At 74.2% G+C, this 26244-nt stretch carries 32 protein-coding genes; 4 read left to right on the forward strand and 28 right to left on the reverse strand.

The genetic code is table 11. The annotated features are described in order from the left end of the window. Positions 1-59: 59 nt before the first annotated feature. The 3 genes from IPM45_08335 to IPM45_08345 form a co-directional block, all read right to left on the reverse strand. Positions 60-1223: a GuaB3 family IMP dehydrogenase-related protein gene (locus tag IPM45_08335; GenBank protein MBK9179565.1), complete on the reverse strand. Its 1164-nt coding sequence runs from the start codon at positions 1221-1223 to the stop codon at positions 60-62. A 97-nt stretch (positions 1224-1320) separates the two neighbouring features. Next, the gene (locus IPM45_08340; GenBank protein ID MBK9179566.1) at positions 1321-1707 is read right to left on the reverse strand and encodes a hypothetical protein; all 387 of its coding nucleotides are present in this window, start codon (positions 1705-1707) and stop codon (positions 1321-1323) included. 10 nt (positions 1708-1717) lie between these two features. After that, complete coding sequence (locus IPM45_08345; GenBank protein MBK9179567.1) at positions 1718-2671, reverse strand: alpha/beta hydrolase; 954 nt, start codon at positions 2669-2671, stop codon at positions 1718-1720. A 115-nt stretch (positions 2672-2786) separates the two neighbouring features. On the opposite strand from IPM45_08345, the gene IPM45_08350 reads away from it, so the two are divergent. Beyond that, entirely contained in the window at positions 2787-4196 is a 1410-nt protein-coding gene (locus IPM45_08350) for an aspartate aminotransferase family protein (GenBank protein ID MBK9179568.1), read from the forward strand. 21 nt (positions 4197-4217) lie between these two features. On the opposite strand, the gene IPM45_08355 is transcribed toward IPM45_08350, so the two are convergent. Both IPM45_08355 and IPM45_08360 read right to left on the reverse strand, forming a co-directional pair. Next, positions 4218-4676 carry a CAP domain-containing protein gene (locus IPM45_08355; GenBank protein ID MBK9179569.1) on the reverse strand — a complete coding sequence of 153 codons (459 nt, stop codon included), beginning with the start codon at positions 4674-4676 and terminating at the stop codon, positions 4218-4220. 58 nt (positions 4677-4734) lie between these two features. Next, a complete protein-coding gene (locus IPM45_08360; GenBank protein ID MBK9179570.1) occupies positions 4735-5409 on the reverse strand; it encodes a CoA pyrophosphatase in 675 nt (224 codons plus the stop codon). Between the two features lie 37 nt (positions 5410-5446). Here IPM45_08360 and IPM45_08365 point away from each other — a divergent pair, with 37 nt between their 5' ends. After that, the gene (locus tag IPM45_08365; protein MBK9179571.1) at positions 5447-6232 is read left to right on the forward strand and encodes an enoyl-CoA hydratase/isomerase family protein; all 786 of its coding nucleotides are present in this window, start codon (positions 5447-5449) and stop codon (positions 6230-6232) included. A gap of 9 nt (positions 6233-6241) precedes the next feature. On the opposite strand, the gene IPM45_08370 is transcribed toward IPM45_08365, so the two are convergent. From IPM45_08370 to IPM45_08425, 12 genes are all read right to left on the reverse strand, one after another. Next, positions 6242-6397 carry a hypothetical protein gene (locus IPM45_08370; protein MBK9179572.1) on the reverse strand — a complete coding sequence of 52 codons (156 nt, stop codon included), beginning with the start codon at positions 6395-6397 and terminating at the stop codon, positions 6242-6244. A gap of 91 nt (positions 6398-6488) precedes the next feature. After that, positions 6489-8117: a chaperonin GroEL gene (gene groL / locus IPM45_08375; protein ID MBK9179573.1), complete on the reverse strand. Its 1629-nt coding sequence runs from the start codon at positions 8115-8117 to the stop codon at positions 6489-6491. A gap of 5 nt (positions 8118-8122) precedes the next feature. Beyond that, positions 8123-8416 (reverse strand): co-chaperone GroES, encoded by a 294-nt coding sequence (gene groES / locus IPM45_08380; protein ID MBK9179574.1) that lies wholly within the window; start codon positions 8414-8416, stop codon positions 8123-8125. A 120-nt stretch (positions 8417-8536) separates the two neighbouring features. Further along, positions 8537-9550 carry a tRNA (adenosine(37)-N6)-threonylcarbamoyltransferase complex transferase subunit TsaD gene (gene tsaD, locus IPM45_08385; GenBank protein ID MBK9179575.1) on the reverse strand — a complete coding sequence of 338 codons (1014 nt, stop codon included), beginning with the start codon at positions 9548-9550 and terminating at the stop codon, positions 8537-8539. 20 nt (positions 9551-9570) lie between these two features. Beyond that, a complete protein-coding gene (rimI, locus tag IPM45_08390) occupies positions 9571-10143 on the reverse strand; it encodes a ribosomal protein S18-alanine N-acetyltransferase (GenBank protein ID MBK9179576.1) in 573 nt (190 codons plus the stop codon). Continuing rightward, on the reverse strand, positions 10140-10838 hold the full coding sequence (gene tsaB / locus IPM45_08395; GenBank protein ID MBK9179577.1) for a tRNA (adenosine(37)-N6)-threonylcarbamoyltransferase complex dimerization subunit type 1 TsaB: 699 nt from the start codon (positions 10836-10838) through the stop codon (positions 10140-10142). Before tsaB ends, rimI begins: the two co-directional genes overlap by 4 nt. A gap of 1 nt (position 10839) precedes the next feature. Beyond that, positions 10840-11328 (reverse strand): tRNA (adenosine(37)-N6)-threonylcarbamoyltransferase complex ATPase subunit type 1 TsaE, encoded by a 489-nt coding sequence (gene tsaE / locus IPM45_08400; protein ID MBK9179578.1) that lies wholly within the window; start codon positions 11326-11328, stop codon positions 10840-10842. Then, positions 11325-12026 carry a uracil-DNA glycosylase gene (locus IPM45_08405; protein MBK9179579.1) on the reverse strand — a complete coding sequence of 234 codons (702 nt, stop codon included), beginning with the start codon at positions 12024-12026 and terminating at the stop codon, positions 11325-11327. The genes tsaE and IPM45_08405 overlap by 4 nt, the downstream gene beginning before the upstream one ends. After that, on the reverse strand, positions 11920-12756 hold the full coding sequence (locus IPM45_08410; GenBank protein ID MBK9179580.1) for a P1 family peptidase: 837 nt from the start codon (positions 12754-12756) through the stop codon (positions 11920-11922). The genes IPM45_08405 and IPM45_08410 overlap by 107 nt, the downstream gene beginning before the upstream one ends. Before the next feature lie 7 nt (positions 12757-12763). Continuing rightward, positions 12764-13894, reverse strand: a complete 1131-nt coding sequence (locus IPM45_08415; protein ID MBK9179581.1) for an alanine racemase — start codon at positions 13892-13894, stop codon at positions 12764-12766. A 2-nt stretch (positions 13895-13896) separates the two neighbouring features. Further along, positions 13897-14385: a CBS domain-containing protein gene (locus IPM45_08420; protein MBK9179582.1), complete on the reverse strand. Its 489-nt coding sequence runs from the start codon at positions 14383-14385 to the stop codon at positions 13897-13899. Further along, on the reverse strand, positions 14385-15755 hold the full coding sequence (locus IPM45_08425) for an NAD(P)H-hydrate dehydratase (GenBank protein ID MBK9179583.1): 1371 nt from the start codon (positions 15753-15755) through the stop codon (positions 14385-14387). The genes IPM45_08420 and IPM45_08425 overlap by 1 nt, the downstream gene beginning before the upstream one ends. Positions 15756-15847: 92 nt before the next feature. Between IPM45_08425 and IPM45_08430 the strand changes: the two genes are divergently transcribed. Continuing rightward, complete coding sequence (locus IPM45_08430; GenBank protein MBK9179584.1) at positions 15848-16570, forward strand: class I SAM-dependent methyltransferase; 723 nt, start codon at positions 15848-15850, stop codon at positions 16568-16570. A 10-nt stretch (positions 16571-16580) separates the two neighbouring features. Here the strand turns inward: IPM45_08430 and IPM45_08435 are convergent, their stop codons facing one another. From IPM45_08435 to rplM, 5 genes are all read right to left on the reverse strand, one after another. Further along, positions 16581-16946, reverse strand: a complete 366-nt coding sequence (locus tag IPM45_08435; protein MBK9179585.1) for a holo-ACP synthase — start codon at positions 16944-16946, stop codon at positions 16581-16583. Positions 16947-16962: 16 nt separating this feature from the next. Beyond that, entirely contained in the window at positions 16963-18798 is a 1836-nt protein-coding gene (gene glmS, locus IPM45_08440) for a glutamine--fructose-6-phosphate transaminase (isomerizing) (protein MBK9179586.1), read from the reverse strand. Positions 18799-18880: 82 nt separating this feature from the next. Beyond that, positions 18881-20224 carry a phosphoglucosamine mutase gene (gene glmM / locus IPM45_08445; GenBank protein ID MBK9179587.1) on the reverse strand — a complete coding sequence of 448 codons (1344 nt, stop codon included), beginning with the start codon at positions 20222-20224 and terminating at the stop codon, positions 18881-18883. A 70-nt stretch (positions 20225-20294) separates the two neighbouring features. Then, on the reverse strand, positions 20295-20687 hold the full coding sequence (rpsI, locus tag IPM45_08450; protein ID MBK9179588.1) for a 30S ribosomal protein S9: 393 nt from the start codon (positions 20685-20687) through the stop codon (positions 20295-20297). Between the two features lie 17 nt (positions 20688-20704). Then, entirely contained in the window at positions 20705-21151 is a 447-nt protein-coding gene (gene rplM, locus IPM45_08455) for a 50S ribosomal protein L13 (protein MBK9179589.1), read from the reverse strand. Between the two features lie 112 nt (positions 21152-21263). Between rplM and IPM45_08460 the strand changes: the two genes are divergently transcribed. Continuing rightward, complete coding sequence (locus tag IPM45_08460) at positions 21264-22490, forward strand: threonine ammonia-lyase (GenBank protein MBK9179590.1); 1227 nt, start codon at positions 21264-21266, stop codon at positions 22488-22490. A 36-nt stretch (positions 22491-22526) separates the two neighbouring features. On the opposite strand, the gene truA is transcribed toward IPM45_08460, so the two are convergent. The 6 genes from truA to rpsM form a co-directional block, all read right to left on the reverse strand. Continuing rightward, complete coding sequence (gene truA / locus IPM45_08465; GenBank protein ID MBK9179591.1) at positions 22527-23360, reverse strand: tRNA pseudouridine(38-40) synthase TruA; 834 nt, start codon at positions 23358-23360, stop codon at positions 22527-22529. 64 nt (positions 23361-23424) lie between these two features. Beyond that, a complete protein-coding gene (rplQ, locus tag IPM45_08470) occupies positions 23425-23778 on the reverse strand; it encodes a 50S ribosomal protein L17 (GenBank protein ID MBK9179592.1) in 354 nt (117 codons plus the stop codon). 18 nt (positions 23779-23796) lie between these two features. After that, a complete protein-coding gene (locus IPM45_08475) occupies positions 23797-24735 on the reverse strand; it encodes a DNA-directed RNA polymerase subunit alpha (GenBank protein ID MBK9179593.1) in 939 nt (312 codons plus the stop codon). 89 nt (positions 24736-24824) lie between these two features. Then, positions 24825-25451 (reverse strand): 30S ribosomal protein S4, encoded by a 627-nt coding sequence (gene rpsD / locus IPM45_08480; GenBank protein ID MBK9179594.1) that lies wholly within the window; start codon positions 25449-25451, stop codon positions 24825-24827. A gap of 6 nt (positions 25452-25457) precedes the next feature. Then, a complete protein-coding gene (rpsK, locus tag IPM45_08485; GenBank protein ID MBK9179595.1) occupies positions 25458-25856 on the reverse strand; it encodes a 30S ribosomal protein S11 in 399 nt (132 codons plus the stop codon). Next, positions 25856-26239 (reverse strand): 30S ribosomal protein S13, encoded by a 384-nt coding sequence (gene rpsM / locus IPM45_08490; protein ID MBK9179596.1) that lies wholly within the window; start codon positions 26237-26239, stop codon positions 25856-25858. The genes rpsK and rpsM overlap by 1 nt, the downstream gene beginning before the upstream one ends. Positions 26240-26244 lie beyond the last annotated feature (5 nt).

Here is a 26244-nt window from a genome sequence, read left to right on the forward strand (position 1 = left end):
CGAAGGGGCCGTCAGCGGTCGGCAGGGCGGTCACGGGGGGTCGGTGGGATCGGGCGGGCTCAGTGGCCCATGCCCACGCGCTGGGCCTTCTGGAGCGCCTTGCCCTCGGTCTGCAGCGCGGGTGCCACCATCACCTCGGCCTTCTGGAAGTCCTTCACCGAGTCGTAGCCGCAGGTGGCCATGGAGGTGCGCAGGGCGCCGAACAGGTTCATGCGGCCGTCGTTCTCGTGGGCCGGGCCGACGAGGATCTCGGCCATGGTGCCTCGCGTGCCGACGTTGACCCGGGCCCCGCGGGGCAGCGTGGGGTGGAACGTGGCCATGCCCCAGTGGTAGCCCCGACCCGGCGCCTCGGCCGCGGCCGCCAGGGGTGACCCCAGCATCACCGCGTCGGCCCCGCAGACGATGGCCTTCGCGATGTCGCCGCCGGTGCCCATGCCGCCATCGGCGATGACGTGCACGTACACGCCCGTCTCGTCGAGGTGGCGCATGCGGGCGGCCCGGGCGTCGGCGATGGCCGTGGCCTGCGGCACCCCGATGCCGAGGACGCCGCGGGTCGTGCAGGCGTGGCCGGGGCCGACGCCGACCAGCACGCCCACCGCGCCGGTGCGCATGAGGTGCAGCGCCGCCTGGTAGCTGGCGCAGCCACCGACGATCACCGGGATGTCGAGCTCGCGGATGAAGCGCTTGAGGTTGAGGGGCTCCACGGTCTTCGACACGTGCTCGGCCGAGACGACGGTGCCCTGGATCACCAGCAGGTCGAGCTCGGCGTCGAGGATCGCCTTCGAGAACCGCTCGGTGCGCTGCGGGGTGACCGACGCGCAGGCCACCATGCCCGCCTCGCGGATCTGGCGGATCCGCAGCCCGATCAGCTCCTCGTGGATCGGCTCCTGGTAGATCTCCTGCATCCGCTGGGTGGCCTTCTCGGCCGTGAGCTCGGAGATCTCCTCGAGCAGGGCGTCGGGGTCCTCGTAGCGGGTCCACAGGCCCTCGAGGTTCAGCACGCCCACCCCGCCCAGGCGCCCGATCTCGATGGCGGTGGCCGGGCTCACGACCCCGTCCATGGCCGCCGCCATGAGGGGGAGCTCGAACCGGAACGCGTCGATCTCCCACGAGATGTCGACGTCCTCCGGGTCGCGGGTGCGCCGGCTCGGCACGATGGCGATGTCGTCGAACCCGTACGCCCGTCGCCCCGACTTGCCCATGCCGATCTCGACCTCGGCCACGGCAACCACCTTCCGCTCGCCCTGCCCCGGAAGCGGTCAGTCTAGCCCCGGTGGGGGGCCCGGCAGGGGTGCCCCGGCGCTCGCCGAGAGGGACCGGTCAGCCGCGGAGGCTCTTCAAGACCTGCTTGGCCACCGCCGCGTTCATCTCGAAGGCCACCTTGGCCCCGGCGTCGGTGACCCTGCGCAGCACCCCGCCGCCCGTGAGCGACGCGATGGCGTCGAGGCTCTCGACCATGGCGTCGCGGGTGGTGTCGGTGGCCTTGTAGCCCATGTCGCGCAGCGACTTCACCACGTCGCTCTCGGCCACCGGCTTGGGCGCGGCCGACGCGATGATCCGCAGCGCCTCCTTGGTGAGCTCGGCGCCGGCCTGGACGGCCTCGGTGGGCGAGAGGGTGGGCGCCTCCTGCTCGGTCGACGCCAGCCACTTGCGCACCTTGGCCACGATCTCGGCGTGCGTGTCCCCCTCGAACGTCACCGTCGGCATGAGCCCGACCCTACCCCCGGGCGGACGGGAACGGGGGGTGCCCGGCGAGCGCCAGGCGATCGCCGCAGAACGCGCGCACCGACCCCACCAGCGACTCCGCCGCCTCCCACGGGACGAAGTGCCCGCAGTCGCGGAGCAGGAACGGCCCCACGTGGTTCGGGAACACCACGGTGGCCATGCGGTCGAACTCCGGGTAGATCACGTGATCCGACGGCCCGAAGAGGATCAGCGCGGGCGTGGGGTTGGTCGTGAGCACGGGCGGCTCGCTCCGAGCGGCCTCCGAGAAGGCGCTCTCGTAGGCGCCGAAGCCCGCCCGGAGCCTGGCTCCGTCGGCGAAGGGCTCGACGTGGAACGCCACCGCCGCCGGGTCGAACGCGCCGGGATGGGCCCAGAACCGCGACGTGTAGAAGGTGGCGACGTAGCGGCGGCGCTGATCGGCGGTGGCCAGCTCGGCGGCGAGGGCATCGGCTTCCGTGCCCTGCCGGACGAAGTAGTCGGCGGACTCGGCGGGAGGGCGGGTGCGCATGCCGGCCATGCGCTCCTTGTCGTACGGCAGGGGCGAGTTGAAGATCACGAGCCGGTCGACCCAGCCGGGGTGGCGGAGCGACAGGTCCTGGATCACGGGCCCGCCCAGATCGCCACCGACCAGCACGACCCGATCGAGGCCCAGGTGGTCGCGCACCAGGGCGTGGAGGTCGCGGCTGTGGGCGGGCACGTCGTGGAACCCGTCGGGGCCGAGGTCACTGTCGCCGAACCCCCGCAGGTCGGGCACGATCACGTCGAAGCCAGCTGACGCCAGCGGCGCGATCACCCGCCAGTACACCCGCTTGGTCTCGGGCCAGCCGTGGACGAGCACGAGCGGCACGCCGCCCACGCCCTCGCGCACGTAGGCCTGGGCGAAGCCGCGGGGAGCGGCGCGGTGCACCGCGAAGCGGGCAGGGTCGAGGTCGGGCCGGGCGTGCATGGCGGCCACGGTAGGGCCGGCGACCATCGGCGGTGTCACCGGCGGGCGCTGCGCCCGGCCGACCCGTAGGCTCGCCGGCCGCATGGACGACCAGCAGGCCACGCCGCCCCGCCACATGACGCCCGACGAGCTGCGGCGGTGGGGCCACGCCACGGTCGACTGGGTGGCGTCGTACCTCGAGCGGCTCCCGGATCTCCCCGTGACCCCCGACGTCGCGCCCGGCGACGTGCGGGCGCTGCTCCCGCCGGCGGCGCCCCAGTGGGGCGAGCCCTTCGACGCCGTGCTCGCCGACCTCGATCGCGTGGTCGTGCCGGCCCTGACCCACTGGCAGGCCCCGGGCTTCTTCGGCTACTTCCCGGCGAACTCGTCGGGCCCGGGGATCCTCGGCGACCTCGTCGCCGCCGGCCTGGGCGTCCAGGGGATGCTGTGGTCGACGAGCCCGGCCTGCACCGAGGTGGAGGCCCACGTGCTCGACTGGCTGGCCGACCTCCTGGGCCTCCCGGCGGCTCTCCGATCGACGTCGACCGGAGGCGGGGTGATCCAGGACAGCGCGTCCAGCGCGGTGCTGTGCGCGCTGGTGGCGGCGCGCGAGCGGGCCACCGCCGGCCGGTCCAACCGACGGGGCGCCGACGGCAGCCTGGTGGCCTACGCGTCGAGCCAGGCCCACTCGTCGGTCGAGAAGGCCGTGCGGGTCGCCGGCATCGGCAGCGACAACCTCCGGCTGGTGGAGGTCGACCACACCCACGCCATGCGGCCCGACGCGCTCGACCGGGCGATCCGCGCCGACCTGGCCGCCGGCCGGCGGCCGTTCTTCACCTGCGCCACCGTCGGCACCACCTCGTCCACGGCCATCGACCCGGTGCGCGCCGTCGGCGAGGTGTGCCACCGCCACGGCCTCTGGCTCCACGTCGACGCGGCCTACGCCGGTGTGGCTGCCCTGTGCCCGGAGCTTCGCTGGATCCACGACGGCCTCGAGCTGGCCGACAGCTACTGCACCAACCCGCACAAGTGGTTGCTCACGAACTTCGACTGCACGGCCTTCTACGTGGCCGACCGGGCCGCGCTCACCGGTGCCCTCGGGATCCAGCCCGAGTACCTCCGCAACCCGGCCTCCTCGTCAGGCGCGGTCGTCGACTACCGAGACTGGCAGGTGCCCCTGGGGCGGCGGTTCCGAGCCCTGAAGCTGTGGTTCGTGCTCCGCCACTACGGCGCCGAGGGCCTGCGGGCGCACCTCCGTGGCCACCTGGCCCTCGCCGCCGAGCTGGCCGCACGCGTCGACGCCGACCCCCGCGTCGAGCTGGCCGCTCCCGCCCCCCTCGGCCTGGTGTGCCTCCGCCACACCGCCGGCGACGACGCCACCCAGCAGCTCCTCGACGACCTCAACGCCACCCGGCGGGTGCTCTGCACCCACACCAGGCTCGACGACCGGCTCGTGCTGCGGGTGGCCATCGGCGGCACCGCCACCACCCGCGAGCACGTCGACGGGCTCTGGCACCTGATCGACGGGCTGGCCCGGCCGGTCTGACGCCGCCCGGCCGCCGGCGGCTCAGCGGGCCGCCGCGAGCTCCTGCACCACGAAGACCCGCCCGTCGGCGGATCGGGCCACGCCCACGCCCGCATGGGTGTACCGACCGTCGAGCTGGTTGGCGAGGTGGGTCGGCGAGCCCTCGAAGGCCCGCTGCACGGCGAGCACCAGGCCGGCGACGTCGGCGCCGGGGCCGGCGAACCCGACGTTCTCGGCCAGCGCGCCCCAGCGACCCGGGGTCGTGCCCTGGTGCAGGTCGGAGTGACGGAGCCCGCCCTCGGCCGCCAGCACCTGCGCCCAGGCGCGGGCCTTGTCCACCAGCTCCCGGTCCTCGGCCAGCGCCGGGAGGCCACGCTGCGCCCGGAGGCCGTTCACGCGGTCGAACGACGACCGCTCCTCGGCCGACATGCAGGCGGCCAGCGCCAGCACCGCCAGCACCACGAGCACGGCGCCGACCAGGCGCCGAGAGCAGACGGTCATGACCCGAGAGGTTCCCACCCCCCTCCCATCGGCGTCGAGCGCCAGTTGCTGGAGCCGCTCATCGCTCGCAGTCGAGCGCCACCGAGAGCAGCTGGCGCAACATGGCCGCAGTGGCCCCCCAGATCGTCTCGCCGATCAGCTCGAAGAACCAGACCGGGCGGTCGAGCCGGGCCAGCCCCCAGCGCTCCTCCCGGAAGACGCCGTCGGCGACCAGCTCGTCCAGCGGCACCTCGAGCACCCGGTCCACCTCCGCCGGGTTGGGCACGAGCCTCGGCGGCCCCGGCAGCACCCCCACCAGCGGCACGATGAACGACCGGCTCACGATGGTGCTGAGGTGGTCGAGCTCACCGATCACCTCGACGGTCGACGGGTCGAGGCCGATCTCCTCGTGGGCCTCGCGCAGGGCCGTGCGGGTCCACGTCTCGCCCGGATCCTGGCCACCGCCGGGGAAGCTGATCTCGCCCCGGTGGGACCGCAGGTGCTCGGCCCGCCGGGTGAGGACGACCCGCACCTCGCCGGCCTCCTCGTAGAGCGGGGCGAGCACCGCCGCGGCCCGGACGCCCGGCAGCTCGGCCGGGCTGCGCCGGCCCGGGCCGCGAACAGCCACGCGCTCCCGGATGGCGTCGAGGCTCACCCGCCGCTCGGCGGGCGCCAGCCCGGCCCAGGGAGCGGGCCGGCCGGGCCGGGCACCGGGTGGCCGCGGGATGCGCTGGCTCCCGCCACGGCGCGTCATGTTCGGGACCCCCCGGGCACGCTGGCAGGATAGGGGCATGTCCGTTCGTTACGAGGTGGACCACCGGATCGCCATCATCACGCTCGACCGGCCCGAGGCCCGCAACGCCCTCGACCCGGCGATGCTCTACGGGCTCGCCGAAGCCTGGGACGCGGCCGAGGACGACGACGACGTGCTCGCGGTGATCCTCACCGGTGCCGGCGACGAGGCCTTCTGCTCGGGTGCCGACCTGAAGCTCACCATCCCCGGCGTCACCGGCGGGCGGGGAGACGAGCAGCGGTACCCGAACACCAACCGCACGCTGCTCCGCGACCGGTTCTTCCCCAAGCCGATCGTGGCCGCGGTCAACGGCCACTGCGTCGCCGGCGGCCTCGAGCTGCTCCTCGCCACCGATCTGCGCTATGCGGCCGAGCACGCCACGTTCGGCCTGCAGCAGGTGCGGTGGGGGCTGATGCCCATCTCCGGCGCCACCGTGCGCCTCCCCCGCCAGGTCCCCCACTGCCGGGCCATGGAGCTGTTGCTCCTCGGCGACCGCATCGACGCCCCCACCGCGCTCGAGATCGGCCTGGTCAACGAGGTCGTGCCCGCGGGCCCGGGCCAGGCCCTCGACCGGGCCCGCGAGATCGCCGAGCGGCTCTGCCGCAACGGCCCCCTCGCCGTCCGCCGGATCAAGGAGGCGGTGTGGCGGGGTCAGCGCCTCCCGCAGGCCGACGCCCTGCTCGAGGAGCTGCGCCTGGGCACCGAGGTCTACGCCAGCGACGACGCCAAGGAAGGCCCGGCCGCGTTCGCCGACAAGCGAGAGCCCCGCTTCACCGGGCGCTGATCGCCTCGGTCAGCTCTCCTCGCCGGAGGCGGCCAGCCGCTCGAGGAGCTGGCGCAGCCCGGCCGTCTTGAGGTTCGACATCACCCGGCCGGGTGGGGTGTCGCCGCGCTCCCACTCCATCCAGTAGGCGAGCAGCTTGGCCGGATCGGATGCGGGCGTCTCCACGGGGGACGAGCCTACGGGGTCCGGCGGGGAACGCCGAGGGCCGGGGCCCCACGGCCCCGGCCCTCGGTGCGACCCGCGCAGGTGCGGAGCGCTACATCATCCCCATCCCACCGCCGGGGGGCATGGCCGGCGCCGGGCTCGGGGGCTCCGGCTTGTCGGCCACGACGGCCTCGGTGGTGAGCAGGAGCGCCACGATCGACGCCGCGTTCTGCAGGGCGGCACGGGTGACCTTGGCGGGATCGATCACGCCCGCCTTCACCAGGTCCTCGAACTGCCCGGTGGCGGCGTTGAACCCGACACTGCCCGTCTCGCGCTCGACGTGCTCCACGGTGACCGCCCCCTCCCTGCCGGCGTTGGCGGCGATGAGCCGGGCGGGGGCGTCGAGGGCGACGTACACGATGCGGGCACCGGTTGCCTGGTCTCCCTCGAGGCTCTCGACCGCCTTGGCGACCGAGCCGCGCGCCCGGAGCAGGGCCGTGCCCCCACCGGGGACGACACCCTCCTCGATGGCGGCCCGGGTGGCCGACAGGGCGTCCTCGATGCGGTGCTTCTTCTCCTTGAGCTCCACCTCGGTGGCCGCACCGACCTTGACGACGGCGACGCCGCCGGCCAGCTTGGCCAGCCGCTCCTGGAGCTTCTCGCGGTCCCAGTCGGAGTCGGTGCTGTCGATCTCGGCCTTGAGCTGGTTGATCCGGCCCTGCACGTCGGCCTCGGAGCCGGCGCCCTCCACGATCGTGGAGTCGTCCTTGGTGACGACGATCTTGCGGGCCCGGCCGAGCAGGTCGAGGGTGACGTTGTCGAGCTTGAGGCCGACCTCCTCGGAGATGACCTGGCCGCCGGTGAGGATGGCCATGTCCTGCAGCATCGCCTTGCGGCGCTCGCCGAAGCCCGGCGCCTTCACCGCCACCGAGTTGAACGTGCCGCGGATCTTGTTGACCACCAGGGTGGCGAGGGCTTCGCCCTCGACGTCCTCGGCCACGATCACCAGCGGCTTGCCCGACTGCATGACCTTCTCGAGCACCGGCAGCAGGCTCTGCACGCTGCTGATCTTGGAGTTGACCAGCAGGATGAACGGCTCCTCGAGCACGGCCTCCTGGCGCTCCGGGTCGGTGACGAAGTAGGGCGAGATGTAGCCCTTGTCGAACTGCATGCCCTCGGTGAACTCGAGCTCCATGCCGAAGGTGTTCGACTCCTCGACGGTGACAACGCCGTCCTTGCCGACCTTGTCGATGGCGTCGGCGATCACCTCGCCGATGGCCGGGTCGGCGGCCGAGATGGCGGCGACCTGGGCGATCTCGCTCTTGTCCTCGACGTCCTTGGACAGCTCGCGGATGGCCTCGACGGCAGCCTCGACGGCCTTCTCGATGCCCTTCTTGAGGCTCATCGGGTTGGCGCCGGCGGCCACGTTGCGCAGGCCCTCGCGCACCATGGCCTGGGCGAGCACGGTGGCGGTGGTGGTGCCGTCACCGGCGACGTCGTTCGTCTTGGTGGCGACCTCCTTCACGAGCTGCGCGCCCATGTTCTCGAACGGGTCGTCGAGCTCCACCTCGCGGGCGATCGACACGCCGTCGTTCGTGATGGTGGGGGCGCCCCACTTCTTGTCGAGGACGACGTTGCGGCCCTTGGGGCCGAGCGTGACCTTCACCGCGTCGGCCAGGCGGTTCACGCCCGCCTCCAGGGACCGCCGGGCGTCCTCGTCGAACTTCAGGATCTTGGCCACGACGCCTACTTCTTGAGGGTCGCGAGGATGTCGCGGGAGCTGAGGATGAGGAGATCCTCGCCGTCCACGGTGATCTCGGTGCCGCCGTACTTGCTGTACACGACGGTGTCACCGACCTTCACGTCGAGCGGGATGACCGCACCGGTCTGCTCCGACCGCCGGCCCGGGCCCACGGCCAGGACCTCGCCCTGCTGGGGCTTCTCCTTGGCGGTGTCGGGGATCACGAGGCCCGAGGCGGTCTTCTCCTCGGCCTCGTTGGCACGAACCACGATGCGGTCGTCGAGGGGCTTGAGCTTCATGCATGCCTCCGTTGGCATTCGTTAGCACTCTCAAACGGCGAGTGCTAACGATAGGGCCGCTGGGCCCCGGAACGCAACCGTCCCGCGCGGATCCGCCGGCCGGGGCCGGCCCGGCGGGGCTCAGAGCAGCCGCAGCGCCAGGTTCGGGTCGGCGCCCACGTCGAGCGGGGTGGGGCCGTCGAGGCGCAGCCGCCACCAGCCCGCGGCCGCGATCATGGCCGCGTTGTCGGTGCACAGGGCCCGGCTCGGCAGGAAGCAGCGGATGCCATCGGCGTCGCAGGCGTCGAGCACCTGCGTGCGCAGGGCGGTGTTGGCCGCGACCCCGCCACCGAGGCAGAGCCCGGCGGCACCCACCTCCCGGACCGCCCGCCGGGCCTTGGCGACGAGCACGTCGACGACCGCCTGCTGGAACGACGCGGCCACGTCGGCCGTGGCCACGTCGGGGTGCGCCCGCACGTGGTTGACCACGGCCGTCTTCAGCCCGCTGAAGGAGAAGTCGTAGCTCTCGTCGAGCATGGCCCGGGGGAAGGCGATGGCGGCGGGGTCGCCCTCGAGCGCGACGCGGTCGATCGCCGGGCCGCCCGGGTACCCCAGCCCGAGGTAGCGCGCGACCTTGTCGAAGGCCTCGCCGGCGGCGTCGTCGACCGTGCCGCCCAGCAGCCGGTACCGGCCGTGGTCCTCCATGTGGACGAGGAGGGTGTGCCCACCGGACACGAGCAGCACCACCAGCGGCAGCTCGAGGTCGGGCTCCTCGAGGAACGAGGCGACCAGGTGGGCCTCGAGATGGTTGACGCCCACGAACGGCACGTCCCACACCAGCGCCAGCGCCTTCGCCGCGCTCACCCCGACGAGCAGCGAGCCGATCAGGCCCGGGCCGATGGTGGCAGCCACGGCGTCGATGCCGCCGTCGGCCACCCCCGCCTCCACCAGGGCCTCGGCGATCACCGGGGTGAGCAGCTCGACGTGTGCCCGGCTGGCGATCTCGGGCACGACGCCGCCGAAGCGGGCGTGCAGGTCGACCTGGCTGCTCACGACCGACGACAGCACCGTGGCCGGGCCCCGCACGACCGCGGCCGCCGTCTCGTCGCAGGAGGTCTCGATGCCCAGGACGCACGTGTCCGGCGTGACCTCGATCGGGGCCGGGCGATCGGGGATCACCGGTCGAACCCCTCCACCACGGTGGTGCCCGGGATGCCCTCCTCGATGGCCGCCAGCCGCTCGGCGTAGGCCGGCTGGTCCACGTCGTGGGCCCACATCACGACGGCGTCCTCGTTGGTGTCGGTGTAGTAGTTCTTCCGGATCCCGGCGGGCGCGAAGCCGAACCGGCGGTACAGGGCCTGGGCCGGGGCGTTGCCCAGCCGCACCTCGAGCGTGAGGGCGGTGCAGCCGCGCGCCACCGCCTCCCGTGCGAGCACCAGGAGCAGCCGGGTGCCGATGTGGCCGCGGTGCCAGGCCGGGTCGACGGCGATCGTGGTGATGTGCCCGTCACCGGCCGCCAGCATCAGGCCCGCGTACCCGACGGTGTGGCCCTCGGCGCGGGCCACCACGTACACGCGCGACGTCTTGAGGCCGAGCTCCGACAGGAACAGCCCGAGCGACCACGGGCGCGGGTACACCTGCGACTCGATGCGCAGGACCGAGCGGAGATGGCGGCGCCGCATGGGCGCCAGCCGCACGTCGAGGGCCGGGCCCCCGGCGTCCCGCATGGAGTCGGCCAGCTTGCTCACCGACCCTCTCGCACCTTCCAGTTGATCTCCGCGTCGGGCCTGCGGAGGTACAGGGGCTGCAGGTCCCACGGGTTGACGAACTCCTCGCGCAGCGCCTTGGGGTGGGCCAGCTGCACGAGGGAGGCGGCAGACGGGTACGCGAGGCCGCGGTCGGCCAGCTCCGTCTTGGCCCGGCGAGCCAGGTGGTCGGCGTAGCGCAGCGCGCCGTCGCCGACGAGCAGGATCTCGTCGTCCAGGGCGCCCAGGTCGGACGCCAGGTCCTCGGGGGAGCCGATCTGGGGCTCGACGACCCGCTGCACACCGCCCGGCACCTGCCGGTAGAACGCGTAGAACAGCTCCCCGCGCCGGGCGTCGACGACGGCCACGATCAGCCGGGACGTGTACCGGACCGGCAGCGCCAGCAGGTCGAGGCTCGAGATGCCGATCATGGGGACCCGCAGCGCGTGGGCGATCGCCTTGCCGGTGGCGACGCCGACCCGGAGCCCCGTGAAGAGCCCGGGGCCGACGTCGACCGCCACCACCGAGATGTCGGCGAGCTCCACCCGGGCCCGGCGGCGCACGAAGTCGATCGCGGGCGTGAGGGTCTCGGTGTGCTGCTGGCCACGCGCGCTCTCGAAGCGGGCCAGCACCCCCTCGTGGCCGCCGATCGCGCACCCCACCTGGGGCGTGGCCGTGTCGATGCCCAGGATCAGCACGTCACGCCGACCCGTCCGCCCAGGGCGCCAGCGCCGCGTCGACGGCCGCGCGCCGGCCGGCCCAGGTCCTCCCCACCGCGCGCGCCGACAGGCGCCGGCGCTCGTCGTCGTCCACGTACGACAGGCGCACCTCCAGGTAGTCCGACGGCAGTACGGGGAGCACCACGTCTCCCCACTCGACGAGGGTGACGCCGCCGGAGTCGAGCAGCTCGGCCAGCCCCAGGTCGAGCGCCTCCGACAACCGGTCGAGGCGGTACACGTCCACGTGGTGCAGCGTCAGCCGCCCCTGGTAGTGGCGCACCAGCGTGAAGGTGGGGCTCGTCACCTGCTCGGTGACGCCGAGCCCGGCGGCGAAGCCCTGGGCGAACGCCGTCTTGCCCACGCCCATCTCGCCGATCAGCACCACCAGGTCGCCGGGCTGCGCCAACGCCGCCAGGGCGGCGGCCAGCCGGCGGGTCTCGGCGGCCGAAGCGGTGCCGGCGACGGTCACCGAGCCGCTCCGTCGGCCAGCGCGAGCTTGGCCCTGACCAGGTCGGCCCGCATCTGCGCGAGGGGCTCGCTGCCCCCCCGCAGCGCGGCTGCCGGGTGGAACGTGGGGATCAGCACCCCGCCGCGGTACGGGTAGGTCCGGCCGCGCAACCGGGTGATCCCCTCGGTGGTGCCCAACAGCACCTGGGCCGCGAAGCGCCCGAGGGTCACCACCACCCGGGCGTCGATGGCGTCGACCTGGCCCTCCAGATAGGGCCGGCAGGCCGCGATCTCCTCCGGCTTCGGGTCGCGGTTGTCGGGCGGGCGGCACTTCACCACGTTCGCGATGTACACGCGCTGGCGCGTGATGCCCAGCTCCTCCAGCAGCAGCCGGTCGAGCAGCTTGCCCGAGCGGCCCACGAACGGCAGGCCCTGGCGATCCTCCTCGGCGCCGGGCGCCTCACCCACGAACATGAGGTCGGCACGGGGATCGCCCATCCCGAAGACCACCGTGCTCCGCCGGGCCGCGAGTCCGCACCGGGTGCACCCGGCCGCCTCGCGAGCCAGCTCGTCGAGGGTCGGCACGCAGGCGATGGTAGCGGCGGCGGGCCCGCTACCCCACGGCGTCGCGCACCGCTGCCTCCACTGCCCGCACGGCGAGCAACCGGACGAGGTCGAGGTCGGCCCGCACCTCGGCGGTGGCCGCAGCGACCAGGGCATCGCCGTCGACCAGCGTGTGGACGGGGAGCAGCGCCCGGGCCAGGCCGTCGTGGCCGCTCTGGGCCACCAGCAGGCACCCGTCCTTGTCGAGGGAGGCGTTGGTGGCGATCACCCCGATCGTGGTGTTCCCGAACACGTGGTCCTCGGTGCCCGGCAACCAGTGGAGGGTGCCGTCGTCGGGCTCGCCCAGCGCGTTCACCGCGAGCAGCGCGCTCACCACCAGCGCCCCCCGGGTCACGGTGGCCGCACCGAGCCCGCCGGGGCGGGCGTGCTCGCGCCCCCGCCACTTGCCGACGGTCGCCCCGGTCCCCGCGCCCACCTGCCCGAGGCGCGCCGGCCCGGCCGACGCGGCCACGCACGCGGCGTAGCCCTCGGCCGGCCCCGGACGCACCGCCGGGTCGCCCACGCCCAGGTCGAACAGACCGAGGCCGACGACGATGGGGACCGGGCCACCGATCGTGGGGAAGCCCACGCCGCGCTCCTCGCAGAAGCGCATCACCCCGTCGGCCGCAGCCAGGCCGAAGGCCGATCCCCCGGTGAGCACCACGGCGTCGGCCCGGTCGACGAGCCGCTGCGGGTCGAGCAGGGCGAACTCCCTGGTCGCGGGGGCGCCGCCGCGCACCTCACCCGAGGCGACCGTGCCTGTCGGCAGGAGCACCACCGTGCAGCCGGTCCGGGCCACCTCGTCGGTCCAGTGGCCGACCCGCACCCCGGGGACGTCGGTGAGCACGGCCCGCTCAGCGGTAGCGGCGCGGGAGACGGGGGCTGATGCCGCAGACGATCTCGTAGGGGATCGTCCCCAGGCGGCCCGCCCAGTCCTCGACCCCGATCCGCTCGCCCCCCTGCCGGCCGATGAGGACCACCTCGTCGCCGCGCTCCACGTCCGGCGTGGCGGGGTCGCCGGCCGGCCCACACGCCACCATCAGCTGGTCCATCGTCACCGCCCCCACGATCGGGCACCGCCTCCCGTGCACCAGGACGGCCCCGCCCACCTCGAACAGCCGGCGCGGGACGCCGTCGGCGTAGCCGATCGGGACGGTGGCGACCACGGTGTCGACCTCGGCCCGGTGCCGGAGGCCGTAGGACACCCCCTCGCCGGCGGGCAGGGTCTGCACCCACGAGACGGCCGCCTTCACCGCCATGACCGGCCGTAGGCCGGCGCTGGCCTCGGCCAGGTCGGGTCCGGGGGCCACGCCGTACAGGGCGATGCCGCAGCGCACCAGGTCGCGGCGGCTCCGCGGGTGGGCCAGCGCACCCGCGCTGTTGGCCACGTGCACCAGCGGCGGGTCGATGCCGAGGGCCCGCAGCCCGGCCAGGGCCCGCTCGAACCGGGCCAGCTGCTCCTCGGTGAAGGGGTGCTCCGGCTCGTCGGCCACCGCGCAGTGGGTCCACACGGCCTCGAGTCGCAGCTCGGGGTGCTCCGTCACCGCCAGGGCCAGCTCGGGGAGGCGCTCGGGCGAGGCGCCCACCCGGTGCATGCCGGTGTCGACCTTCAGATGGACGGGGAGCGGGGACGAGCCCGCCTCGGCCACGGCCTTGGCGGCGGCTTCGATGCCCCGCAGCGAGTACACCGCGGGCCGGAGGCCCTCGGCGACCACGACGGCCAGCTCGGCGGCCGACGGCTCGGACAGCACGAGGATCGGCACCTCGATGCCGGCCCGGCGCAGCTCGGCGCCCTCCTGGGCCAGGGCGACGGCCAGCCAGGTCGCCCCGGCCTCCACCGCCGCGGTGGCCACCGGAACCGCGCCGTGGCCGTAGGCGTCGGCCTTCACCACGGCGCAGACGCGGGCCGGGGCGACCAGCTCGGCGAGGATCCGCACGTTGTGGCGGAGCGCGCCGAGGTCGACCTCGACCCAGGCCGGGCGCACCGCTACGCCGACCCCTCCCGGCGGTACGACGCGAGGAGGTGCCGGAGCAGGTCGCGCCGGGTGACGAGGCCGAGCAGCGCACCGTCGGCATCGACGACCGGCAGCCGCGAGATGTCGTGCTCGTGCATCACGGTGGCGGCCTGCTCGACCGTGTCGTCGGGGTGGCAGGCGATGACGTCGGGCTCCATCAGCGCGGCGACCGTGGTGCCGAAGGCCTTCTGCACCTGCTCGTCGAACTCCTCGCGGCGGTGGCGCGACTGCAGGAGCGCCCCGAAGATCCCCAGCGCCGTCGGGGTGGGGACCTCGGCCTCCTGGACGATGAGATCGCCGTCGGTGAGCATCCCCACCACCTTGCCGTCGGCGTCGATCACCGGGCCGCCGCTGGCATCGAGGTCGAGCAGGCGCCGGAGGGCCACCTCGACCGTGTCGTCGGGGCGGAACGTCACGGCGGCGGCGCTCATGACGTCGCGGATGCAGGCGGTGTCGGGCATCAGGGCCACACTCCGGGATCGCTCAGCACGGTGGGCAGGCGGGTGACCAGGTCGCTGGCCACCAGGCCCACCCGTGAGCCTAGGGTGCCGGCCACGCCGTGCACGTACGCCCCGGCCGCCGCCGCCTCGAAGGCGGGCACCCCCTGGGCGAGCAGGGCGCCGACGAGCCCCGAGAGCACGTCACCGGTGCCGGCCGTGGCCAGGCGGGCGTCGCCGCTGGCGCTCACCAGCACCGCCCCGCCGGGCTCGGCCACCACGCTGCACGCCCCCTTCAGCAGGACGACCGCGCCCAGCCGGGCCGCCAGCTCGCGGGCCGCCCCGATGCGGTCGGCGGCGGGTGGCCCACCCGCCAGCCGGGCGAACTCGCCGTCGTGGGGCGTGAGCACGGTGGCGGCACCCCGGCCGCGGAGCACGCCGGCCGAGCCGCCCGGCGCCCCGGCCAGGGCCACCAGTCCGTCGCCGTCGACCAGCACGGGGACGGGCGCAGCCGCCACCGCCCGGCACACGGCGCTGGCCGTCGCGGGCGCCCGCCCCAGACCGGGCCCCACCACCAGGGCGTGGCACCTCGGCAGCTCCTCCAGCACCGCGGCATCCCATCCCACGGCCGGGAGCGGCCGGCCGACGGCCTCCGTGGGTGCCAGCGGGTCGTGGTCCACACCGGGCGACCCCAGGCGCACCATGCCGGCCCCGCCGCGCTGCGCCGACGAGGCCGCCAGATGGGCGGCGCCGGTCATGCCCGGCGAACCGGCGACCACGTAGAGGGCGGCCCGCCACTTGTGCGCCTGGGCCGGCCGCGCCGGGAGCCACCCGGCCACGTCGACGCCCTGCACCAGGTGGGCCCGGGCGCTCGACACGTCGAGGCCGATGTCGGCCACCGACACGCGGCCCGCCGAGCCCGACCCGGGCGGGAGGAGCAGACCCGGCTTCAGGGCCGCGAAGGTGACGGTTCGGGTGGCGGCCAGCACCCGCTCGGCCACCTCGCCGGTGAGCCCGTCGACCCCCGAGGGTATGTCGACGGCGAGCACCGGCACGCCGCCCGGATCGGGGGCCCGCCACGTGCCACGGAACCCGGTGCCGTACGCCGCGTCGATCACGAGGTCGGCCGGCGGCAGCACCGAGGGAGCGTCGGCGGCGTCGACGACCGTGATCCGCACGCCCCGGCGCCGGAGCCAGGCCGCGGCGGCGCGCCCGTCGTTGCCGTTGTTGCCCTTGCCGGCCACGACCACCACGTGGCGGCCGTAGGTGCCGCCCATGAGGCGGGTCGCGGCGCGGGCGACCGCGTCCCCGGCTCGGCCGATGAGCACCTCGACCGGCTCGGGGGCGGCGGCGTCGATGGCGCCCATCTCGGCGGGCGAGACCACCGGGATCATCGAGCCCCGATGATGCCAGCCCGGTACGGTCCCGGCCGATGACCCCTCCCGGATCAGCGGCTGGTCGCCCGGCGTCGGTCCCGTTCGACCGCGTGGCCCACTGCTACGACGAGACGCGCGGCGGCCTCGAGCGGGGCGGCCGCCTGGCCACCGCCATCGCCGCCCGGATCCCCGCCCGGGCGGCGGTGCTCGAGGTGGGCGTGGGCACCGGCGCGGTCGCCCGACCGCTCACCGACGCCGGCTTCGCCGTCTGCGGCGTCGACATCTCGTCACCGATGCTGGCCCGCGCGAAGGAGCGCCTCGGGGCCCGGGTGGCCCGTGCCGACGGGTCGGCGCTGCCGGTGCGGGCCGGTCGCGTCGACGCCGTCGTCGTGGTGTGGGTGCTGCACCTCGTCGCCGACGTGGCCGCCGTGCTGGCCGAGTGCGCCCGGGTGCTGCGTCCGGGCGGGCGGGTGGTCGTCGTGCCGGGCCGGGGGTGGTACCAGCGCGACGACATCGCCGAGGCCCTCGAGGCGCTGGCCGCGCACAGCCACCCCCCGGCCGACGCCCCCGAGCGCCTCGCCGAGCTGGCCCCGGGCGCGGGCCTGCGGCTGCACGAGGTGGGCGACTGCGGGCTGCATCGGTTCGAGCAGTCGCCCGCCGACGTGGCGCGAGGTCTCGAACGGCGGGACTTCTCGTGGACCTGGGAGCTCGATGCCGACACCTGGGAGAGGGTGGCCGTGCCGACGATCGCCGCGCTGCGGAGCCTTCCCCACCCGGATCGGCCCCGGCCGCGAGCCGACCGCCACGCCCTCGTCGTGCTGATGCGCCGGTGATCGCGCCGGTCTACTCGGCCACGGCCACGGCGTGGGCCGAGCGCTCGGTGTGGGTGATCGTGAGGTGCCACCTGGTCACGCCCAGGGCCTCGGATCGCGCCGCGGCCCGGCCGGTCAGGCGCACCGTCGGCTGCCCCGACGGGGCCCGCACCACCTCGATCTCCCGGAACGCGACCCGCCACAGCCCGACCCCCATGGCCTTCATCACCGCCTCCTTGGCCGCGAAGCGGGCGGCGAGGCGCTCGGTCGGGTCGCGCCGGCGGTGGGCGTAGGCGGCCTCGTCGTCGGTGTACACCCGGCCGACCAGGCCGGGCGTGCGCTCGAGGGCCCGGCGGAACCGGTCGAGCTCGACGGCGTCGATCCCGATCCCGATCACGGGTGGAGGGCCAGGGTCACTCGACGGTGACCGTCTTGGCCAGGTTGCGGGGCTGGTCGACGTCGCGGCCCAGGGCCTTGGCCAGGCCGTAGGCGAACAGCTGGAGCGGGACCACGTCGACGGCGGGGGCGAACAGCTCGTGGGTGCCCGGCACCCACAGCACCTCGTCGGCCTGGGCGGCCGTCGCCTCGTCGCCCTCGGTGACGACGGCCACGACGGTGGCGCCGCGCGCCTTCACCTCCTGCAGGTTCGACACGATCTTGTCGAGCAGCCGGCTCCGGGTGGCCACGGCCAGCACCACGGTGCCCGGCTCCACCAGGGCGATGGGGCCGTGCTTCAGCTCGCCGGCCGGGTAGCCCTCGGCCCGCACGTAGCTGATCTCCTTCAGCTTGAGCGCCCCCTCCATCGCCACCGGTACCCCGGGCCCTCGGCCCAGGAAGAAGAAGTCGCGCACCCCGGCGTAGGAGGCGCCCGCCCGGACGAGCTCGTCGGCCCGGGCGAGCACGGCCTCGACCTTGGCCGGCAGCTGGTGCAGGTGATCGACCAGGTCGGCGATCTCGGCCGGGTAGAGGGTGCCGCGCAGCTGGGCCAGGTAGAGGGCCAGCACCTGCATGGCCACGATCTGGGCCACGTGGGTCTTGGTGGCGGCCACGCCGATCTCGGGCCCGGCCCGCGTGTAGAGCACGGCCTCGGCCTCGCGGGCCATCGAGGAGTCGACCACGTTGGCGACGGCCAGCACCCGGGCCTCGTTGCGGCGAGCGAACCGAGTCGCCTCCATGGTGTCGAGGGTCTCGCCGCTCTGGCTCACCCCGACGACCAGGGTCTGACGGTCGAGCACGGGGTCGCGGTAGCGGAACTCGCTGGCGATCTCAACCTGGCACGGCAGCCGGGTCCAGTGCTCGATGGCGTACTTCGCCACCAGGCCGGCGTGGTAGCTGGTGCCGCACCCGACGATGAACACGCTGTCGACGAGCCGCAGCTCCTCGTCGCTCAGGCGGACCTCATCGAGGTGCAGCCGTCCTCCGGGCTGGAGGCGCTCCCGCAGCGTCTCGGCGATCGCCTGCGGCTGCTCGTGGATCTCCTTCAGCATGAAGTCCTCGAACCCGCCCTTCTCGGCGGCCTCGAGGTCCCAGCTCACGGTGCGGGGCCGCGGCTCGACCTCGTCCCCGCCGGGGGTCGTCACCCGGATCCGGCCGGGGCGGAGCTCGACGAGGTCGTCGTCGTCGATGACGAACACCTCCCGGGTGTGATCGAGGATCGCCGGGATGTCGGAGGCCAGGTAGCCGGCGTCGGCCGTGAGGCCGGCGACGAGGGGCGACGAGCGCCGGGCCGCCACGATCAGCTCCGGGTCGTCGGCGTCGATCACCGCGATCGCGAACGAGCCGCTCACCCGCCGGAGCACCCGGCGCACGGCCTCGGCCAGGCCGACACCGTCGTCGGCCTTCACCCGCGCGATCAGGTGGGCCAGCACCTCGGTGTCGGTCTCCGACGCGAACTCGACGCCGGCCGCCTCGAGCTCGGCCCGCAGCTCGCGGAAGTTCTCGATGATCCCGTTGTGCACGAGGGCCAGCCGGCCCGACGCGTCGACGTGCGGGTGCGAGTTGGCCTCGTTGGGCCGGCCGTGGGTGGCCCAACGGGTGTGGCCGATCCCGGCGTGGGCGCCGACGGGCGCGTCGCCCACCGCGCCGGCCAGCTCGGCGAGCTTCCCGGCCCGCCGCCGGCGCCAGATCGCCCCGTCGGCCTGGAGGGCGACGCCGGCCGAGTCGTACCCCCGGTACTCCAGGCGCCCGAGCCCCTCGAGGAGGACCGGCAGCGCCGGATCCGCACCGGTCACACCCACGATGCCGCACATGGCAGCGAAGGGTAACGGGGTCGGCCCGGTCGGGGCTCTCGGCGGGGCCGGGCGCCCGGCCCGGCCGGCCCGCCGGCCGGGGTCAGGCGCAGACGGCCTCGACGGCGGCCACGAGCCGTCCGGCCACGTCGTCGGCCTGCTCGGCGGTCGGCGCCTCCACCATCACGCGCACGAGTGGCTCGGTGCCGCTGGCGCGCACGAGCACCCGGCCACGCTCGCCCAGCTCGGCCTCGGCCGCGCCGATCTCGTCGGCGATGGCCTCGGCCACGTCGGGGCGCCGATGCGCGACCCGCACGTTGCACAGCACCTGGGGCAGCTGCACCATGGCCGCGTCGGCCAGCTCGGCCAGCGGGCGGCCGGAGCGCGCGAGCAGGTCGAGCACCTGCAGGCCGGTGAGCACGCCGTCGCCGGTGGTGGCCAGGTCTCGGAAGATCACGTGGCCGGACTGCTCGCCGCCGAGCGACCAGCCTCCCTGGTCGAGCGCTTCCAGCACGTAGCGGTCGCCGACCGGCGTCTCGACCACACGGATGCCGCGCTCGGCCATGGCCAGCCGGAAGCCGAGGTTCGTCATCACGGTCACCACCACGGTGTCGTCGGTGAGCACGCCCCGCTCCGCCCGGTCGATCGCGCACATGGCGATGAGGTGGTCGCCGTCGACCAGCCGGCCGGCGTGATCCACCGCGAGCACCCGGTCGGCGTCCCCGTCGAAGGCCAGACCGAGGTGCGCCCCGAGACGGACCACCGCCGCCTGCAGGTCGCCCGGGTGCGTCGACCCGCACCCGTCGTTGATGTTGCAGCCGTCCGGCTCGTCGTGGATCACGTCGACGCGCGCGCCCAGGCGGCGCAGCACCTCCGGTGCCAGTGCGCTGGCGGCCCCGTTGGCGCCGTCGAGCACCACGTGGACACCCTCCAGCGAGTGGCCGCCGATCGAGTCGGCGAGGGCAGCCGCATAGCCCTCGGTGGGATCGCTCACGTCGGTGACCGCCCCCACCCCGTCACCGACCCGCGCCCGCTCGCCGCCCGCTGCATCGGCCAGGACCCGGTCGAGCTCGGCCTCCAGCCGGGCCTCCTCGTCGTCGGAGAGCTTGCGCCCGCCGGGCGAGAAGAACTTGATGCCGTTGTCGGGGAACGGGTTGTGCGACGCCGAGATCATGGCGGCCGGCACGTTGCCGGCCGCCGAGTGCCAGGCCACGCCCGGCGTCGGGAGCACACCGAGCCGCCCCACGGCCACGCCCTCGGACGCCAGGCCGGCGGCCAGCGCCGCCTCGAGCAGGGGCCCCGAGCGGCGGGTGTCGCGACCGATCAGGACCAGACCGCCGGGTACGAGCACGCGGGCCGCCGCCCGCCCCAGCGCGAGCACCAGCTCGGGCGTGAGCTCGCTGTTGGCGACCCCGCGGACGCCATCGGTGCCGAACCGGAGGGTCATCGTGTGCCTGCGCCCATCGGTGGGAGGAGCGCGCGCCGCCTCAGCACCCGCCCCAGCACCCGCACCCGCGTCAGCGCTTCGAGTACTGGGGGGCCTTCCGGGCCTTCTTCAGCCCGTACTTCTTCGACTCCTTCACGCGGGCGTCGCGCGTCAGGAAGCCACCTCGCTTGAGAAGGGGCCGCATCTCCGCGTCGAGCTCGATGAGGGCGCGGGCGATGCCGAGACGCAGGGCACCGGCCTGCCCCGAAACCCCGCCGCCGTCGATCGTGGCGTCGACGTCGTACACCTCGGCGGTGGACGTGACGCGCAGCGGCTCGGTGGCGATCACCCGATGGGTCTCCGACGGGAAGTACGTCTCGATCGACCGCCGGTTGACCGTGATCTGGCCCGAGCCGGGGCGGAGCCGCACGCGGGCGACGGCCTCCTTGCGACGGCCGGTGGACTGCACGAGGGGCTTGGACAAGGCGATTCGGCTCCTGGTCAGCGGGCCCGGGCGTGGGCCAGCTCGAGGGGCTGGGGCCGCTGGGACTCGTGGGGGTGGGTCGGGCCGGCGTACACCTTCAGCTTCTTCAGCATCTTGCGCCCCAGCGGGCCCTTCGGGAGCATGCCCCGCACCGTGCGGCGAACGGCGTCCTCGGGCCGGCGGGCCAGCAGCTCGGCGTAGCTCTCGCTGCGCAGGCCGCCGGGGTACTGGCTGTGGCGGTACACCTGCTTGGTCTCGGCCTTGCCCGAGGTGAGCACCACCTTGGAGGCGTTGACGATGATCACGTGGTCGCCGGTGTCGAGGTGGGGCGCGAACACCGGCTTGTGCTTGCCCCGCAGGACGCGGGCGACCTCGGTGGACAACCGGCCGAGGACGAGACCCTCGGCGTCGACCACGTACCAAGCTCGCTGGATGTCACTGGCTCGGGGTGAGAACGTACGCACGCGACGGACCTTTTCGGTGTTGGGCCCAGACCGAGAGCGCGCCGGTCGGCGCGCGAAGGGCACCTGGCAGGATACGGCCCCGCAGCGCACCAGGCAAACAAGGGGGTGGAGGGTGGACCTCATCGGGCTGGAGGAGATCCGGGCCGCGGCCGAGGTGGTCACCCCCGTGCTGCGACCCACGCCGGTCCGCCGGGCGCACGCCCTGAGCCGCGTGTGCGGACGAGAGGTGCTGCTGAAGCCCGAGCACCTGCAGCGGACGGGCTCGTTCAAGATCCGCGGCGCCTACCACCGCCTGGCCGGCCTCCCCGCCCGCCCGCCGGAGGGGCGCGACGACCTCCCCGATGTGGTGGCCGCGTCGGCCGGGAACCACGCCCAGGGTGTCGCCCTCGCCGCCACGATCACGGGGCACCGGGCCCTGGTGTTCATGCCCAGCACGGTGACGCTGCCGAAGCTGGCAGCCACGCGCGACTACGGCGCGGAGGTGCGGCTCGTCGGTGCGACGGTGGACGACGCCGTCCGCGCAGCACGGGCCCACGCCGAGTCGACCGGAGCGGTGTTCGTGCCTCCGTTCGACGACGCCACCGTGCTCGCGGGACAGGGCACCCTCGGCCTGGAGCTGGCCACCGAGGCCCCGCAGGCCCAGGTCGTGGTCGTGCCAGTCGGGGGAGGCGGGCTGATCGGCGGGGTGGCGACCGCCCTCGCCCACGTCCGCCCGCAGGTGCGGGTGATCGGCGTGCAGGCGGCCGCGGTGCCGTCGATGGTCGTCTCACTGGCGGCCGGTCGCCCGGTCGAGGTGGCCGCGCACCGCACCCTCGCCGACGGCATCGCCGTGCGCTCCCCCTCGGCGCTCACCCTCGCCCACGTGCAGGCGCACGTCCACGAGGTGGTCACGGTCACCGAGGAGGAGCTGGCCCGGGCCGTGCTGCTGCTCCTGGAGCGGGCCAGGTCCGTGGTGGAGCCGGCCGGGGCGGCCGGGCTGGCCGCGCTGCTCGCCGGGAAGGTGCCCGGCGACGGGCCGGTGCTCGCGGTGCTGTCGGGCGGCAACGTCGACGCGCCGGTGCTCACCGAGGTGATCGACTTCGGCCTCAGCGCGGCCGGTCGCTACCTCGTCCTGCGGCTGGTGCTCGCCGACCGGCCGGGCGCGCTGGCCGACGCCACCCGGGCCATCGCCGACCTCGGCCTCAACGTGCTGGCCGTCGAGCACCACCGGCTGGGGGTGGCGCTCGGGGTCGACGAGGTGGAGGTGGTCGTCACGCTGGAGACCCGCGGCCCCGAGCACCGGGCCGAGGTGCTCGGGGCCCTCGGTCGCGCCGGCCTGCGGGTCGAGCTCGTCCGCTGAACCCACGGCCGGCGGGCGGCCCGGGCCCGCCCGCCGTCAACCCGGCGGCGTGTCGGGGTAGCGCACCGCCCAGAGGCACAGGCCGTGGGCCGGCGCCGGCTGGCCGGCCGCCGCGCGGTCGCGCCGCCGCAGGATCGCGAGCAGCTCACCGGCGCGGAGCCGGCCCCTCCCCACGTCCACGAGGGTGCCCACGATGCTGCGCACCATCTGGTGGCAGAAGGCCGACGCCTCGATCTCGAACCGCAGCACGCCGCCACCGGCGTCGACCCAGCGCGCGTCGAGCACGCGTCGCACCAGCGACGGCGACGGGCTGCCGGCGTCGGTCCGGGGTCGCCGGCAGAACGACGTGAAGTCGTGCTCGCCGACGAGCGGATCGCAGGCCAGCCGGAGCTCGCTCAGATCGAGGGGCTCGGGAATGTGCCAGGAGGTGGACGCCAGGAACGGATCGGGAACGGGGCGGTTGAGGATGGTGTAGCGGTAGCGGCGGGACACCGCCGAGTGGCGGGCGTGGAACGAGGGATCGGCCAGCGAGAGCTCGCGGACGACGATCGTCGGTGCGCACAGGCCGTTCAGCGAGCGCTGCACCTTGGCCAGGTCGAGACCGTCGGACGAGGCGTCGAAGCTGACGACCTGGCCCCACGCGTGCACGCCGGCGTCGGTTCGGCCGGCGCACGCCAGCTCGACCGGCTGGCGGAGCACCTGCTCGAGGCTCTCCGTCAGCGACCCGGCCACCGTCCGGACCCCGGCGTTGGCCGCGAACCCGTGGAACCCGCTGCCGTCGTAGGCGATCACCATCCGGACCCGGACCCGGGGCCGGGGCCGGGGCGCCTGGCGTCCAGCCGGCCCCGCCGGCGCGTCGAACAGGCTCATGCCCCCGGCGCCGGGCGAGCGGGCGTCCGCGGCGTGCGCGTCACCCCGGGGACCGCCTCAGGGGTCAGATCAGCTCGAGGCGCGCCATGGGCGCGTTGTCGCCGTGACGCGGCCCCAGCTTGAGGATCCGGGTGTAGCCGCCGGGGCGCTCGGTGTAGCGCGGCGCGATCTCCTCGAAGAGCTTGTGGGCCATCTCCTTGTCACCGAGGAACGACACCACGTCGCGATGGCGGTGGACGCCACCCTTCTTGGCCTTCGTGATCAGCTTCTCGGCGATCGGCCGGAGGGCCTTGGCCTTGGCCTCGGTGGTGACGATGGCCTCGGCCGCGAACAGCGAGGCGGCCATGTTGGCCATCATGAGCCGCTGGTGGGCGGCATCGCCGCCGAACCGGCGGGACTTCCTGGGCGTGGCAGGCATGGGGTCAGGTCCTCCGGATCAGCGGGCGCCCTTGAGGGACAGGCCGCGCTCGTCGAGCTTCTGCTTCACCTCGTCGAGCGACTTCTGGCCGAAGTTGGTGATCGCCAACAGGTCGTCCTCGCTGCGCTCGAGCAGCTCGCCGATGGTGTTGACCTGGGCCCGCTTCAGGCAGTTGCGGGGGCGCTCCGACAGGTCGAGGTCTTCGATCGGCAGGTTCAGGTCGGGCGAGCCGGCGGTGGCGCCGACGGGGTCGCCCAGCTCCAGCCCGAGGGGCTGGTCGCTCATGTCGGCGACCAGGCTCACGAGCGACCGCAGCGTGTCGCCAGCCGACGCCAGGGCCTCGCGGGGCGACAGCGAGCCGTCGGTCTCGATGTCGAGCACCAGGCGGTCGTAGTTGGTCGACTGCTCCACGCGGGTGGGCTCGACCGAGAACGCGACCCGCCGGACGGGCGAGAAGATGGCGTCGATCGGGACGACCCCGATGGTGGACGTCGGGTTGGTGCGCTCGGCCGACAGGTAGCCGCGGCCCTGCTCGACCGTGAGGTCGACGGCGAGGCGGCCCTTGGCGTTCACCGTGGCCAGGTGGAGCTCGGGGTTGACGATGGTGACGTCGGCGCTCGTCTTGATGTCGCCGGCAGTCACCTCGGCCGGGCCCTTCACGTCCAGGCGGAGCACGAGGGGGTCGGGCGACAACGAGGTGAGCACGACGTCCTTCAGGTTCAGGATCACGTCGGTGACGTCCTCGACCACGCCGCTGATGGTGTCGAACTCGTGCAGGGCGTCGTCGAAGCGGACGGTGGTGACGGCGGCGCCGGGGATCGACGACATCAGGGTGCGTCGCAGCGAGTTGCCGATGGTGTAGCCGAACCCGGGCTCGAGCGGCCCGATCGCGAACCGCTGACGGTTGCCTTCGGGGTCGCCCAACGGCTCGACGGTGGGGCGCTGCATGACCAGCATGTCGTTCCTCGCTGCTCGACTCGTGGTGGTGGGGTGGTGCCGGGCGGGTGGGGGCGGCAGGGCGCCGAGGGCGCCCGGCGACGCCGCGGCTACTTGCTGTAGAGCTCGACGATGAGCTGCTCGCGCACGGGGACGTCGATGTGCTCGCGCAGGGGCAGGTCGCGCACGGTGGCCTGCATGCCGCCGTCGCCGCTCTCCAACCACGGCGGGGTGGAGCGGTCGAGCGTGTCGAGGTTGTGGCGGACGACGATCATGGAGCGGGCCTTGTCCCGCAGCTCCACGACGTCGCCGCGGCGGACCTGGTAGCTCGGGATGGTGACCCGCTTGCCGTTCACGTTGACGTGGCCGTGGCGGACCAGCTGGCGGGCCTGGGCCCGGCTCGCCCCCCACCCGGCTCGGAACGCCACGTTGTCCAACCGGAGCTCGAGCAGCCGGAGGAGGTTCTCACCGGTCACCCCCGACTGGCGGTTGGCCTCGGCGTAGATGCGGCGGAACTGCTTCTCCATCACCCCGTAGATCCGGCGGGCCTTCTGCTTCTCCCGCAGCTGCACGAGGTACTCGGAGCCGGTCTGTCGCCGCGAGCGGCCGTGCTCGCCCGGCGGGTACGGCCGGCGCTCGATGGGGCACTTCATGGTCTCGCACTTGGCGCCCTTCAAGAACAGCTTCATGCGCTCTCGGCGGCAGAGCTTGCAGACCGGTCCGGTGTAGCGAGCCATGGCTGGTCAGACCCTCCGTCGCTTGGGCGGGCGGCACCCGTTGTGGGGCACGGGTGTGACGTCTTTGATCCCGGTGATCTCGATGCCCGCGTTCTGCAGGGAGCGGATGGCGGTCTCGCGGCCCGAGCCGGGGCCCTTCACCAGCACGTCGACCTTGCGGACGCCATGCTCCATCGCTGCGCGGGCGGCCTTCTCGGCGGCCATCTGGGCCGCGAACGGCGTCGACTTCCGCGAGCCCTTGAAGCCCACGTTGCCCGCCGACGCCCACGAGATCGTGTTGCCCTCGTGGTCGGTGATGGTGACGATCGTGTTGTTGAACGAGCTCTTGATGTGCGCGACGCCGTAGGCGATGTTCTTGCGCTCGCGGCGGCGGGGGCGCCTGCCGCCTGGCTTGGGCTTGGCCATCAGTGCTTCCTCAGAACCTTCTTCTTGCCGGCCACGGTCTTCTTCGGGCCCTTGCGGGTGCGGGCGTTGGTGTGGGTGCGCTGGCCATGGACCGGCAGGCCCCGCCGGTGGCGGAGGCCCTGGTAGCAACCGATCTCCATCTTGCGCTTGATGTCCTGGGCGACCTCGCGGCGCAGGTCGCCCTCGACCTTGAGGTTCGCGTCGACGTAGCCGCGGATGCGGTTGACCTCTTCGTCGGTCAGGTCGCGCACCCGCGTGTCGGGGTCGACCCCCAGCTCGGCGCAGAGCTTCTGCGACGTGGTGCGGCCGATGCCGTAGACGTACGTGAGGGAGACCTCGAGACGCTTCTCCCTGGGGATGTCGACCCCCGCGATTCGTGCCATTCGAC

The sequence above is a fragment of the Acidimicrobiales bacterium genome (genome assembly GCA_016716005.1).
GTDB lineage: Bacteria > Actinomycetota > Acidimicrobiia > Acidimicrobiales > JADJXE01 > JADJXE01.